This window comes from Microbacterium luteum (assembly GCF_015277875.1).
Classification (GTDB): Bacteria; Actinomycetota; Actinomycetes; order Actinomycetales; family Microbacteriaceae; genus Microbacterium; species Microbacterium luteum.
In genome coordinates, this window is the sequence record NZ_CP063814.1 from 2461663 (window position 1) to 2474601 (window position 12939).

Sequence of the window (12939 nt, forward strand, 5' to 3'; positions counted from 1 at the left end):
GCAGCCTGAGCTGCGTCACAGGCCGCCCCGGCGCAGAACGCGGGACAACCGGGCAAGCCCGGCGGTGGGTCGTGAGGGGCAGGTAGGGCTGAAGGCCTCGCAACTTCAGACGCACTACCGATCGGCCGGTCGGGCCCTAACTCAGGCTCAGCGCCCAGGCCATCGGCGTGTCGCCCTCGGTGAAGCCCGCGCAGCCTGAGTTGCGGCACGGGACAAGTCGGGCGAGCGGGGTCCCGGGCGGAGAGGCCCGGAAGCGGGGAGCGCCCGGCGTCGCGCGGCGTTCACCGTCGACCACGTGCCGCGACTCATGCTCAGAGGCGCTCTCGACGGCGTGTCGACCGGATCGACGGCCACGCAGCCTGAGTTAGGGCACAGCTGGCAGGGGATGCGCGGCGGACAGAACGAACCGGGCGCGGGACCCTGGCCGAACAAGCCCGGCAGCGGGAGCGCCCGGCGTCGCGCGGCGTTTGCCGTCGGCCGTGCCGCGACTCAGGCTCAGGAACTCCTCCGACGGCGTGTCGGCCTGGATGACGGCCGCGCAGCCTGAGTTAGGGCACAGCTGGCAGGGGTGCGAAGCGGCTCGGCCGATGCCAGGGCGGCCGGCGCGGCGCGGCCGATGCCGGCTGCACGGCCGAGACCGGGCGGCGGATGCGGGAGCAGGGCGGCCGCGGCCCGTGAGGAAGGGCGGCGGCGGCCGGAGCGGGGCCCGAGCGGCGGAGATGGGTGGATCAGCCGTCGATGACGGCGACGAGCTCGTCGAGGAACGGCGTGAAGTCGGTGCCGCGCCGCACGATGCGGTGCACGCTCTCACGCTCGCTGAAGACCTCGACGAACTGCTCGAAGACGGTCTGGAAGGCCTCTCGATCGTTCTCCGAGAAGGCCACGAGGGCAACGACCTGCACGCGCCCGTCGCCCCACGGGATCGACGGGTCCGCGATGCCGATCGCGATGGCGGTGCGCGACGCGGTCATGCCCATCGCGTGCGGCACGGCGAGGGCGTCGGTGAAGGCGGTCGACGAGAGCTGCTCGCGCTCGATCGCCCGGTCGACGTACTCCGGGTCGATGACGCCGAGCTCGACGAGCCGCCCGCCCAGGGCCCGGATGACACCCTCCTCCCCCGCGCCGGCGTCGAGCCCGCGCACGAAAGCCGACGGATCGAAGTACCGCTCGATGTCGGCGCGCAGTCGGGCCAGGCGCCGCCCCCGGCGCACGCGACCGGCTGCGGCCTGCACGCGTTCCACGTCGCTCTCGGTGAGGAACGGCTGCACGCGGACGACCCGGTCGTTCGGCGTCGGCGGATCGATCGTGGTGAGCACGAGATCGGTGTCGATCGAGCGCCAGTCCGGATCGGCGCGCGTCTCGACCCCGACGACCTCGATCGCACGTCCGAGCGATCGGTCGACGCTCGATCGGAGCAGCTCGTGCAGCTCGTAGTACCCGGGGCACACGATCGTCGCGGTCAGCAGCTGGTCGGCGCGGCGACTCCGTTCGAGTCGTCCTCCGACGTGCATCGCGATGTAGGCGATCTCGTCGTCGAGCAGCGGGATTCCGAGAGAGGTGTTCAGGCCGCTCGCGATGAAGACGGCGACGTCGAAGATCATCGGGTAGGTCGACTTGAGCGATCGGGTGAGCGGATTGCGCGACCACGCCTGCTCCTTCGCCCGCGCCCGCAGGTTCTGCACGTGCAGCGCCAGGCGAAGGATGAAGTCGTCGTGCGCGATGTCGACGAGGAACTGGGCGGCGGCCCGCTCGACGATCTCGCGGACCGCCCGCTCCACCTCGGGGTCCAGGCGCCCGCGCACCGACGGCGCCGATGCACCGGGCGCCACGACGCGGGTGAGAACGAGGGTCGCAAGGTGGAACCGGTCTCCCGCACCGAGCGTCACGCCGAGATGCTGCTCCGCCAGGCGTCCGATCAGCGCCTCGACCGCCTCATGCGACTCCTGCGCATCGTGGGCGATCGCATCCAGCCCGCGGTCCTGCGCCACGCGGTCGGCCGCGATGGCGATGTGCATCACGACGTCGGCGATCCCGAATTCGTTGACGTAGTAGCCGAGAGTGCCGAGCTCTCCGACGAGATCGTCCTTGAACGGACCGAACGCCCGCGCTCCGACGGACTCGTCGCCGAGCGTGCGCCGCAGCGCCTCGAGGTCGAACGCGCCGGCGTCCATCTCGTCGTGTGCGAGGCGACTGAGCAGTCGCCGCTGGGCCATCTCGGTGCCGCGCAGTCGTGCGGTCGAGGCGGAACGCTCCAGCGTCAACTCGGTACCGCCCAGCAGGGATCGCACTCGCGCGAGGTCCGCCTCGAGCGTCGCCGGGCTCACGTGCAGGTCGTCCGCGGTCTGGAAGACGTCGACGCCGTCGGGGTCGTCGAGCAGCAGCCGCACCAGGCGATGAAGGCGATCTCGGGGGGTGCCGGAATCGGAGCCCGCCCCCGCTCGCTGCGCGGCCACCGCATCCGGTCCGGCGCGGTACCCCTGCGGCCCCGACTCGATCGCGGTTCCGCCACGCACCCGCGCATTGACCGCGGTGACGTAGCTGCGGACACTGCGCGGAGTGACCCCGAGAGCGTCGGCGAGGGTCGCCGCGGTGGCCCACTGGCCGTCCCGCACCAGGATGCCGAGCAGGCGATCCTGTCGTGCCTTGGTCAACGTCGCTCCTCGCCTCGTCACCGGCAAGTCTTCCATGCCCGCCTTCCTCCCGGGCGGAAGGCGGCGCCTTTCCTGCCGGGCGGAAGAAGGACTGGTTGTCACGCGCTCAGGGAATCCTCAGAATCGAAGAATCAGCGAGGAGTGTGGTCGATGAGGATCGTGGTGGTGTGCGGCGCGGGCGCGTCGAGCACGTTCATCGTTCAGCGTCTGCGCCAGGCGGCGCGGGAGCAGGGCGTGGATGTCACCGCCACGGCGGCGACCGCACAGTCCCTCCCGATCGATCTGGAGACGGCCGATCTCGTGATGGTGGGACCCCACCTGCACGACGACCTCGACCGCATCCGGGCGGAAGCCGCCCACGTGGGGAGCATCGTCGCGCTCATGCCGCCCGATGTCTACGCCGACAAGGACGCCAGCCGCACCCTCGCGCTCGTGCGCGAGGCGGTCGCCGGGACTCCTCACGACACCGTGTTCGCGCACACGCGCATCAGAGAGGATCACTCATGACCGCCATCAGCCGCACCGTCCGCGTCGCTTCCGCGCACGGGCTGCACGCCCGCCCCGTCAAGCTGTTCGCGCAGGCGGCGAAGCAGACCGGTCTGCCGATCACGATCGCGAAGGACTCCGGCGCTCCCGTGAACGCCGCGAGCATCCTCGGCGTCATCGCCCTGGGCGTCGAGCAGGGCGACTACGTGACCCTCACCGCCGAGGGCGACAACGCCGAAGCGGCGCTCGACTCGCTCTCGGAACTGCTCACGACCGATCACGACGCGTAAGCGAGGCGATTCCGGATGACACAGTTGCGAGGAGTCGGCATCGGACTCGGCGTCGCCCAGGGGCCCGTGGCCCGCATGGCGCCGCCGCTGCCCGCCCCCGACGATGCGCCCAGCACCCTCAGCGTCGAAGAGGAGACCACCCGGGCCCGGGACGCCGTCGGCGCGGTCGCCCGAGAGCTCGAGGCCCGCGGAATGGAGGCCGGCGGTGCCGCTCAAGAGGTGCTCGAAGCCCAGGCCATGATGGCCGAGGACCCGACCCTCGAAGAAGAGATCGACAACCGGCTCTCCCGGGGCAAGACAGCCGAGTGGGCGGTGCACGACGCGTTCGCTTCGTTCCGGCAGCAGCTCACCGCCCTCGGCGGCTACCTCGGCGAGCGCGCGGCCGACCTCGACGACGTCGCCCAGCGCGTCATCGCGCAGCTGCGCGGCGAGCCGGCGCCGGGTGTTCCGGATCCGGGGCACCCCTTCGTGCTGGTCGCGAAGGACCTCGCCCCCGCCGACACGGCTCTGCTCGACCTCGACAAGGTGCTCGCCCTCGTGACCACCGAAGGCGGACCGACCTCGCACACGGCGATCCTCGCCCGCGAGAAGTCGATCGTCGCGATCGTGGGCGCATCCGGAGCGAAGAACCTCGTCGACGGCGAGCCGGTGATCGTGGATGCCGCCTCCGGCGTCGTGACCACCGAGCCGACCACGGATGAGCTCGACCGCGCCGCGACCCGCGCCCGCGCGCGGGCGGAGGCCGCGAACGCGCCGCTGACCCCCGGCGCTCTCGCCGACGGCACCGCTGTGCCGCTGCTGGCGAACCTCGGCAGCCCCGCTGCGGCGGCCGAAGCCGTGGAGCTCGGCGCCGAGGGCGTGGGCCTGTTCCGCACCGAGTTCCTCTTCCTCAGCGCCAGCCAGGCGCCGACCGTCGAGCAGCAGCGCGCGTCGTACACGGAGCTGCTGAAGGCGTTCCCCGGCAAGAAGGTCGTCGTGCGCATGCTCGACGCCGGCGCCGACAAGCCGCTGCCGTTCCTCAACGACGCGCACGAGGACAACCCCGCCCTCGGCCTGCGGGGTCTGCGCGCGCTGCGCCAGAGCGAGGACATCCTGCGCGAACAGCTCACGGCTCTCTCCGAAGCCCACGAGTCGACCCGGCGCACCCCCGAGGGCCCCGCCGACCTGTGGGTCATGGCCCCGATGGTGGCGACCGTCGAGGAGACGGAGTACTTCGTCACCCTCGCCCGTGAGTACGACATCAAGACCGCCGGGGTGATGGTGGAGGTGCCCTCGTCGGCGCTGCTGGCCGACCGCGTGCTGCGCCACGCGGACTTCGCCTCGATCGGCACCAACGACCTGACGCAGTACACGATGGCCGCCGACCGCCTGCTCGGATCGGTCGCCTCGTATCAGGACCCCTGGCACCCCGCCGTCCTGCGCCTCGTGCGCGAAGTCGGCATGGCGGGGAAGGCCAACCGCAAGCCCGTCGGCATCTGCGGCGAGGCGGCGGCGGACCCGCTCCTGGCCGCCGTCCTCGTGGGCCTCGGCGCGACGAGCCTGTCGATGGCGCCCACAGCCCTTGCCGACGTTCGAGCGACCCTGCTCGAGCACACCCTGGACGATGCGGTGCGCATCGCCGAAGCCGCCCTGGCCGCCGATGACGCGGCCTCGGCACGAACCGCCGCGCAGACCGCGGCGGACCGAGAGAAGGAGACACAGCCATGACAATGGCGTCATCGCCCGCGAGCACGGGCAGCAAGGCGCGCGTCGGAGTTCAGCGCTTCGGCACGTTCCTGTCCGGCATGATCATGCCGAACATCCCTGCGCTGATCGCGTGGGGCATCTTCACGGCGTTCTTCATCGAGGTCGGCTGGACCCCGAACGCCGACCTCGCGACCATCGTCGGTCCGTTCATCCACTACGCCCTCCCGCTGCTGATCGCCTACACGGGCGGCTCGATGGTCTACAACGTGCGCGGCGGCGTCGTCGGCGTCATCGCGACGATGGGCGCGATCGCCGGCTCAGACCTGCTCGTGGCCAACTTCAACGCCACGCTGCCCGAGGGCGAGAGCCAGCTCGGCCAGGTGCACATGTTCATCGGCGCCATGATCCTCGGCCCGCTCGCGGCATACACGATGAAGTGGCTCGACAGCCTGTGGGACGGCAAGATCCGCGCCGGCTTCGAGATGCTCGTGAACATGTTCTCCGCGGGCATCTGGGGCTTCGTGATGGCCGTCGTCGGGTTCTACCCGATCGCCTGGCTGGTCAACGGGCTCATGCAGGCACTGGGCAACGCGGTGAGCTGGCTGGTCGACATGAACCTGCTGCCGCTGACGAGCATCATCATCGAGCCGGCGAAGGTGTTCTTCCTGAACAACGCCATCAACCACGGCGTGCTGACCCCGCTGGGCGTCACGGAGGCATCCGAGACCGGGTCGTCGATCCTGTTCCTGCTCGAGGCCAACCCCGGTCCCGGTGTCGGTCTGCTGCTGGCGTTCACGTTCTTCGGACTCGGCGCGGCGCGGGCATCGGCCCCCGGTGCGGCGATCATCCAGTTCTTCGGCGGCATCCACGAGGTGTACTTCCCGTACGCGCTGATGAAGCCGGTGCTGATCGTCGCGCTGATCGCCGGCGGTATGACCGGTGTCACGACGAACATGCTCCTCGGCGGCGCCCTGCGCGCCCCGGCGGCCCCCGGCAGCATCATCGCGGTGCTGCTGCAGACCGCCACCGGCGCATACTTCGCGGTGATCCTGTCCGTCGTGCTGTCGGCGGCGGTGACCTTCCTCATCGCGGCGGTGATCCTGCGGGCATCGCGCAAGCGCGACCTCGCCGCGATGGCCTCGACCGACGACGCGTTCGGCGCCGCGATCACCCAGACCGAGGCTGCCAAGGGCAAGAGCTCGGATGCGCTGCGCAACCTGCGCGGCGGAGCGGCGACCCAGGCCGACGGCGACGGCGGTGCCGCCACCGTGACCGAGCGCCAGATCAGCAACATCGTGTTCGCGTGCGACGCGGGCATGGGCTCGTCGGCGATGGGCGCGAGCGTGCTGCGCAACAAGATCAAGAAGGCCGGCATCGAGGGGGTCACGGTGACCAACAAGGCCATCGCCGCCCTCGACCCCAGCGCCGACCTGGTCATCACGCAGAACCAGCTCACCGACCGTGCGCGTCACCAGACGCCCGACGCGGTTCACGTCTCCGTGGATAACTTCATGAACTCGCCGCGATACGACGAGGTCGTCGAGCTGGTCCGCGACCAGCACGAGAAGGACTCCTGAGCGACCGCTGCGGGGCCGGGCCGGCGCGACGCCCCCGGCCCCGCAGCTTTTCCTCGGCCCTGGTCGAGGACGGACACAGATGGAACAGTGGATGCGGCAAGCATCCGACATGAACGAAAGGCGGGCCACCATGGCACGTGACGTCCTGAGCCTGGGCCAGGTGCGCATCCACTCCGGAAGCGCGACGCGCGACGAGGCGATGAAGGAGGCGGCCGACATCCTGCAGGCGGCCGGCGCCGTCACCGCGGACTACTACGACGCGATGCAGCAGCGCGAGCAGACGGTGTCGACCTTCATGGGCAACGAGCTCGCGATCCCCCACGGCACGAACGAGACGAAGGACACGATCCTCGAATCCGCGCTGTCGGTGGTGCGCTACGACGGCGGCGTCGACTGGGACGGCGAGCAGGTCACGTTCGTCATCGGCATCGCCGGCAAGGGCGACGAGCACCTGGAGATCCTGTCGCAGATCGCCATCCTCTTCTCCGAGGAGGACGACGTCGCGGGCCTGAAGACCCTGCAGACCCCGGAGGAGATCTACGCCGTGGTGAGCGAGGCGACCGGGTCATGAAGGCCGTCCACTTCGGCGCCGGCAACATCGGCCGCGGGTTCGTCGGACTGCTGCTGCACGAGGCCGGCTACGAGGTCGTGTTCTCCGACGTCGCCGCTCCGCTCGTCGACGCGATCAACGCCGCCTCGGAGTACACGGTGCACGAGGTCGGTGACGGCGGGCGCGACCTGACCGTCACCGGCTTCCGTGCGGTGAACAGTCAGACCGACCCCGAGAAGGTCGTCGCCGAGATCGCCGATGCCGACGTGGTCACCACCGCCGTGGGACCGACGATCCTCCGCTTCGTCGCCCCGCACATCGTCGCGGCGCTCACCGCGCGCGATGCGAGCCTGCCGCCGTTGCAGGTGATGGCGTGCGAGAACGCGATCAACGCCACCCACCTGCTGCGCGACGAGGTCGCCGCCGCGGCCGGCGACGCGTGGCCGCGGATCGCTGGTCGCGCCGTCTTCGCCAACACCGCCGTCGATCGGATCGTGCCCGGCCAGCCCGAGGACGCCGGCATCGATGTGACCGTCGAGCCGTTCTTCGAGTGGGCGATCGAGCGCGGGCCGTTCGGCGACGCGGTGCCGGAGATCCCCGGCGCCCACTTCGTCGACGACCTCGCGCCCTACATCGAGCGGAAGCTCTTCACCGTCAACACCGGACACGCCGCCACGGCGTATCTCGGCGCGCAGGCCGGCATCGAGAAGATCTCCGACGCCCTCGCCGACCCCTCGATCGAAGCGGCCGTCGCGAAGGCGCTGGAGGAGACGTCGGGCATTCTGCTCGCCAAGCACGAGTTCGACGCGGCGGATCTCGCCGACTACCGCGCGACGATCATCGGCCGCTTCCGGAACCCGGCCCTCCCCGACACCGTGTGGCGGGTGGGACGCCAGCCGCTGCGAAAGCTGTCGCGGAACGAGCGCTTCATCGGCCCCGCGGCCGAGGCGGCCGAACGTGGGCTGCCCACGGCCGGCCTCGAGACGGCGATCGCCGCCGCCCTCGCGTTCCACGACCCGGAAGATGCGCAGTCCGTCGACATGCAGCGGTTGCTCGCCGAGCGTGACGCCGCGACCTTCACCGTCGAGGTCACGGGCCTGGACCCGGAGCATGCGCTCTTCGACCGCATCCGGGCGCTCGTGGAGACGCGTCAGGCCACCCCGGCCGCCTGAGCGGGCCGCACCCGCCCGCGGCCGCGGCAGCGCGCCCGCGGCAGCGCCTGTACGGCGCGGTCCGGTGGCGCGGCATTGCCCGCGCTGGTCTCCCGGGCGCGCCGTTCACAACTCCTCATATCCGAAGCGACAGGCGCGTCTGCGGCGCCTCGCGCCGCCGGATGCCCCGTCGTTGCGGAGTTGTGAACGGCGTTGCCGCGGCAGCATTCGACCTCGGACGCGCCGTCCGGACGCCACTCGCCCTCCCCAACCGCACCGGCAACGCCGGCATCCCCGGATCGGGGGCGAGCGCCGGGCGTAACGCGCTGAGGCGAGTTGAGTTCGGGCATGCCGACACCTCGCGAGCGCGCCGCCGAGTTCCTCAGTGCGACCTTCATGTCGCGGGCGAGCCTGCGCCGCGAAGGGATGACCGGGCGCGAGATCACCGAGGCCGTGCGCCGCGGGTGGATTCTGCGGCCGCGCCGCGGACGCTACCTGGCGACCACGACCGACGCGGCGCTCGTCGACGCGGCGACGCTCGGCGGCCGCCTCGATTGCGTGTCGCTGCTTTCCGCTCTCGGTGTCTTCGTCCTGGACGATTCTCGGCTCCACGTGCAACTGGATCACGGTGCAAGTCGGCTTCCCGTCCGCCCCGCTCCCGTCGTAGCGCACTGGCGCCCGCGCTGCGGGGGGCGGGACACTGTCGCAGCCGACCTCATCGAGGCCCTGGCGCAGGCCTGCCGCTGCCAATCGCCGCGCGCGGCGGTGGCGACGCTCGACAGCGCATGGCACCACCGGCTCATCGACGTCGACGACCTCGCCGAGATCTTCGCCCGCCTGCCGCGCCGGTACCGGCGGCTGCGCGGTCTGCTCGACCGGCGGTGTGAATCGGGGCCCGAGTCGCTCATGCGCCTCCTTCTGCGCACGCTCGGATGCCGGATCGACCTGCAGGTGCCGATCGAGGGTGTGGGCCGCGTGGACTTCGTGGTCGACGGCTGGCTGATCATCGAGTGCGACAGCAAGGAGCACCACGAGGACTGGGCGGCGCAGAAGCGGGACCGGCGACGCGACCTCGCCGCGGCAGCCCTCGGCTATACGACGATCCGGCCGCTCGCGGAAGACATCATGTATCGGCGGGACACGGTGCGGCGCCAGGTCGCCGCCGTCCTCGCGCATCCGCCTCGCCGCTGATCACCCGCACGGACGCGTCACACCCGCGCGTCGACGCCCCGTGCTGTCCGACGGCCGCTCCGCGCTGTTCACAACTCCTCAAGAATCCGCGTCGGAAGACACAAATGTGGCGCGGTCGGCGCTGACGCACCCGCCGTTGAGGAGTTGTGAACGGTCGGGCCGCGTGACGCGGCGAGCTTCGCTCATCGGCCGGATGCGTTCACAACTCCGCAACCGCGCGACTGGCGCACCCCGCAGCGCCCGGGATCAGGCTGTGGGGCCGCGTTCTTGAGGAGTTGTGAACGGCGTCGGCCGCGGGGTTGACGGAGCGGAGCACCGCGGCACGGCGGCGCGGGGAACGGCCGTGGCACCGCGGCACGGCGGGGCGGAGCGGCGCGGCGGGGCGGAGCGGAGGGACGGCCGCGGCGCGGCAGCGCGCTCGAAGCTACACCGCGCGCGGGTGGCGGGTCAGCGCTCGAAGCCCTCGGCGATCAGCTCGATGAGCTCCTCGCGCTCCTCCACGGTCAAGAAGGCGCCCGCGGCGGCGTTCAGCTGGAACGCCTCGAGGTCGGCGAGGTCGTAGTCGAAGGTCTCCGCGAGCACCTGCAGCTCCCGCGTGAGCGAAGTGCGGCTCATCAGGCGGTTGTCGACGTTGACGGTCACCGCGAACCCGAGCTGGTACAGCAGGTCGAAGGGGTGGTCCTCGATCTCCTCGCCCCACTGCGCGATCGCGCCGGTCTGCAGGTTCGACGACGGCGACAGCTCGAGCGGGATCTCCCGGTCGCGCACCCAGCGCGCCAGCTCGCCGAACTGCACCTGCACCTCGTCGCCCTCGCGCGAGACGACCCGCAGGTCCTCGGCCAGCCGCACGCCGTGCCCGAGCCGCAGCGCGCGCCCGTCGATGAGGGCCGAGCGGATGGAATCGAGCCCGGCCGCCTCGCCCGCGTGCACCGTCGTGGGGAAGAATCGCGACGCGAGGAAGTCGAACGCCTCGCGATGCTTCGACGGCGGGAAGCCGTCTTCGGCACCGGCGATGTCGAAGCCGACGACCCCGCGCCCGCGCCACTGAACGGCGAGCTCGGCGATCTCCAGCGAACGATCGGCGTGGCGCATCGCCGTGATCAGCTGCCCGACACGGATGTCGCGACCGGCGCTCTCGGCGGCATCTTCGCCCTCTTCGATGCCCTCCTGCACGGCCTCGACGACCTCGTCAAGCGAGAGACCGCGGGCCAGGTGCTGCTCGGGTGCCCAGCGCACCTCGCCGTAGATCACGCCGTCTGCGGCGAGATCCTCGACGAACTCGCGCGCCACCCGGGTGAGCCCCTCCCGGGTCTGCATCACCGCCGTGGTCACATCGAACGTCTTGAGGTAGTCGACGAGCGAGCCCGAATCGCTCTTATCGGCGAACCAGTCGGCGAGCTCGTCGGCGTCGTCGGCGGGCAGGTCGAGGTCGATGTCGTCGGCGAGCTCGACGATCGTCGCCGGGCGCAGAGCGCCGTCGAGGTGATCGTGCAGCGAGACCTTGGGGAGTCCGCGCAGAGAGACGCCCTGCAGGCGCGCGTCGCCGTCGGGTTCGATGGGCATGGACGTTCTCCTCGACTGGGGGTGGGCGGTATCGACAGTAGTGCCTGCGCAGGCGCGGTGGGAGGGTGGATCAGGCCGTGATGCGCTCACGCACGATCGGCGAGGCCGCGGGGGCCTCCGCGGCGATGTCCCACGCGCCGTCCACGGCCGCGAGAGCGCGGTCGAAGCGGGCGGCGTCATCGGCGAGCAGCGTGAACAGCGGCTGACCTCGGCGCACCCGATCACCCGGCTTGGCATGCAGGTCGATGCCGGCCGCATGCACGACCGGATCCTCAGCCCGAGCGCGCCCGGCACCCAGCCGCCACGCGGCGACACCGAACGACATCGCGTCGAGCCTCGCCACAAAGCCGTCCTCCGGCGCAGTGACGACGTGCGTCTCCTTCGGCGACGGCAGCGCCGCGTCGGGATCGCCGTCCTGCGCACGGATCATGTCGCGCCAGGCATCCATCGCCCGGCCGTCCGCGAGCGCCTTCTCGACGTCGGCATCCGGCTGACCGGCCAGGGCAAGCATCTCGCGGGCCAGCGCGACGGTCAGGTCCACGACGTCGGCGGGTCCTCCCCCGGCGAGCACCTCGACGGATTCGCGCACCTCGTTCGCGTTGCCGATCGCGAGGCCCAGCGGGATGTTCATGTCGGTCAGCAGCGCGGTGGTCGACACGCCCGAGTCGGTGCCGAGGGCGACCATCGTGCGGGCGAGCTCGCGTGCGCGGTCGATGTCGCGCATGAACGCCCCGGAGCCGAACTTCACATCGAGCACGAGGGAGTCGGTGCCCTCGGCGATCTTCTTCGACATGATGCTCGACGCGATGAGCGGGATCGCCTCGACGGTGCCGGTGACATCGCGCAGCGCGTAGAGCTTCTTGTCGGCCGGCGCGAGCCCCGAGCCCGCGGCGCAGATGACCGCGCCGACACCGGCCAGCTGGGCGAACAGCTCATCGTTCGACAGCGCCGCGCGCCAACCCGGGATCGATTCGAGCTTGTCGAGGGTCCCTCCGGTGTGACCGAGTCCGCGGCCCGACAGCTGCGGCACGGCGACGCCGAACGAAGCGACCAGCGGCGCCAGCGGCAGGGTGATCTTGTCGCCGACTCCCCCGGTCGAGTGCTTGTCGACGGTCGGCTTGCCGAGGCCGGAGAAGCTCATCCGCTCGCCGGATGCGATCATCGCGTCGGTCATGACGCGGATCTCATCGCGCTCCATGCCGTTCAGAAGGATCGCCATCGTGAAAGCCGACATCTGCGCGTCGGAGACGTAGCCGCGCGTGTACGCGTCGATCATCCACCGCAGCGCATCTTCGTCGACCGCGCCCCCGTCGCGCTTGGCGCGGATGACATCCACGGCGTCATGGGGCTCGACGGCGGCGTGGGAGGTGTGGTCGCTCAATGCATCTCCGAGGTGCGCTCGGGGGCGAGGTCGCGCGGCCCGAACGCGTCGGGCAGGACGTCGTCGATGGTGCGGATGCCGGAGACGGTCTCGAGAAGCATGCCGGGGATGGCATGTTCGTAGAGCAGCTGGCGGCAGCGGCCGCACGGCATGAGGGTCTGCCCCTCGCCGTCGACGCACACGAACGCCACGAGCTGGCCTCCGCCGGACATGTGGAGCTCGGACACGAGCCCGCACTCCGCGCACAGGGTGACCCCGTACGACGCGTTCTCGACGTTGCAGCCGGCGACGATGCGCCCGTCGGTGACGAGGGCCGCCGCCCCCACCTTGAAGCGCGAATACGGCGCATAGGCGCGCTGCATCGCCTCGGTCGCGGCCGCGCGCAGCACGTCCCAATCGATGTCGGTCATGTC

At 71.1% G+C, this 12939-nt stretch carries 11 protein-coding genes; 7 read left to right on the forward strand and 4 right to left on the reverse strand.

Annotation, left to right across the window (positions count from 1 at the left end; genetic code table 11):
- Positions 1-728 precede the first annotated feature (728 nt).
- Complete coding sequence (locus IM777_RS12150; RefSeq protein WP_228480785.1) at positions 729-2651, reverse strand: BglG family transcription antiterminator; 1923 nt, start codon at positions 2649-2651, stop codon at positions 729-731.
- Positions 2652-2801: 150 nt separating this feature from the next.
- Here IM777_RS12150 and IM777_RS12155 point away from each other — a divergent pair, with 150 nt between their 5' ends.
- The 7 genes from IM777_RS12155 (at position 2802) to IM777_RS12185 (ending at position 9582) form a co-directional block, all read left to right on the forward strand.
- On the forward strand, positions 2802-3158 hold the full coding sequence (locus IM777_RS12155) for a PTS sugar transporter subunit IIB (RefSeq protein ID WP_071044702.1): 357 nt from the start codon (positions 2802-2804) through the stop codon (positions 3156-3158).
- A complete protein-coding gene (locus tag IM777_RS12160; protein WP_071044701.1) occupies positions 3155-3427 on the forward strand; it encodes an HPr family phosphocarrier protein in 273 nt (90 codons plus the stop codon). The genes IM777_RS12155 and IM777_RS12160 overlap by 4 nt, the downstream gene beginning before the upstream one ends.
- Positions 3428-3442: 15 nt before the next feature.
- On the forward strand, positions 3443-5134 hold the full coding sequence (gene ptsP / locus IM777_RS12165; RefSeq protein ID WP_194383552.1) for a phosphoenolpyruvate--protein phosphotransferase: 1692 nt from the start codon (positions 3443-3445) through the stop codon (positions 5132-5134).
- On the forward strand, positions 5131-6690 hold the full coding sequence (locus IM777_RS12170) for a PTS mannitol transporter subunit IIBC (RefSeq protein WP_194383553.1): 1560 nt from the start codon (positions 5131-5133) through the stop codon (positions 6688-6690). Before ptsP ends, IM777_RS12170 begins: the two co-directional genes overlap by 4 nt.
- Positions 6691-6820: 130 nt before the next feature.
- Positions 6821-7261, forward strand: a complete 441-nt coding sequence (locus IM777_RS12175; RefSeq protein WP_194383554.1) for a PTS mannitol transporter subunit IIA — start codon at positions 6821-6823, stop codon at positions 7259-7261.
- Positions 7258-8412, forward strand: coding sequence for a mannitol-1-phosphate 5-dehydrogenase (locus IM777_RS12180; RefSeq protein ID WP_194383555.1), 1155 nt, complete (start codon positions 7258-7260; stop codon positions 8410-8412). The genes IM777_RS12175 and IM777_RS12180 overlap by 4 nt, the downstream gene beginning before the upstream one ends.
- A 327-nt stretch (positions 8413-8739) precedes the next feature.
- Positions 8740-9582, forward strand: a complete 843-nt coding sequence (locus IM777_RS12185; RefSeq protein WP_228480786.1) for a DUF559 domain-containing protein — start codon at positions 8740-8742, stop codon at positions 9580-9582.
- Positions 9583-10029: 447 nt separating this feature from the next.
- On the opposite strand, the gene IM777_RS12190 is transcribed toward IM777_RS12185, so the two are convergent.
- From IM777_RS12190 to IM777_RS12200, 3 genes are all read right to left on the reverse strand, one after another.
- On the reverse strand, positions 10030-11145 hold the full coding sequence (locus IM777_RS12190; protein ID WP_071044696.1) for an adenosine deaminase: 1116 nt from the start codon (positions 11143-11145) through the stop codon (positions 10030-10032).
- A 70-nt stretch (positions 11146-11215) separates the two neighbouring features.
- On the reverse strand, positions 11216-12526 hold the full coding sequence (locus IM777_RS12195; RefSeq protein ID WP_194383556.1) for a thymidine phosphorylase: 1311 nt from the start codon (positions 12524-12526) through the stop codon (positions 11216-11218).
- A complete protein-coding gene (locus tag IM777_RS12200; protein WP_194383557.1) occupies positions 12523-12936 on the reverse strand; it encodes a cytidine deaminase in 414 nt (137 codons plus the stop codon). Before IM777_RS12200 ends, IM777_RS12195 begins: the two co-directional genes overlap by 4 nt.
- Positions 12937-12939: the final 3 nt, after the last annotated feature.

Bases quoted from the DNA above. Each gene is read 5' to 3' on its own strand.
- IM777_RS12155 (WP_071044702.1), top strand. From the start codon at position 2,802: ATGAGGATCGTGGTGGTGTGCGGCGCGGGCGCGTCGAGCACGTTCATC.
- IM777_RS12160 (WP_071044701.1), top strand. From the start codon at position 3,155: ATGACCGCCATCAGCCGCACCGTCCGCGTCGCTTCCGCGCACGGGCTG.
- ptsP (WP_194383552.1), top strand. From the start codon at position 3,443: ATGACACAGTTGCGAGGAGTCGGCATCGGACTCGGCGTCGCCCAGGGG.
- IM777_RS12170 (WP_194383553.1), top strand. From the start codon at position 5,131: ATGACAATGGCGTCATCGCCCGCGAGCACGGGCAGCAAGGCGCGCGTC.
- IM777_RS12175 (WP_194383554.1), top strand. From the start codon at position 6,821: ATGGCACGTGACGTCCTGAGCCTGGGCCAGGTGCGCATCCACTCCGGA.
- IM777_RS12180 (WP_194383555.1), top strand. From the start codon at position 7,258: ATGAAGGCCGTCCACTTCGGCGCCGGCAACATCGGCCGCGGGTTCGTC.
- IM777_RS12185 (WP_228480786.1), top strand. From the start codon at position 8,740: ATGCCGACACCTCGCGAGCGCGCCGCCGAGTTCCTCAGTGCGACCTTC.
- IM777_RS12190 (WP_071044696.1), bottom strand. From the start codon at position 11,145: ATGCCCATCGAACCCGACGGCGACGCGCGCCTGCAGGGCGTCTCTCTG.
- IM777_RS12200 (WP_194383557.1), bottom strand. From the start codon at position 12,936: ATGACCGACATCGATTGGGACGTGCTGCGCGCGGCCGCGACCGAGGCG.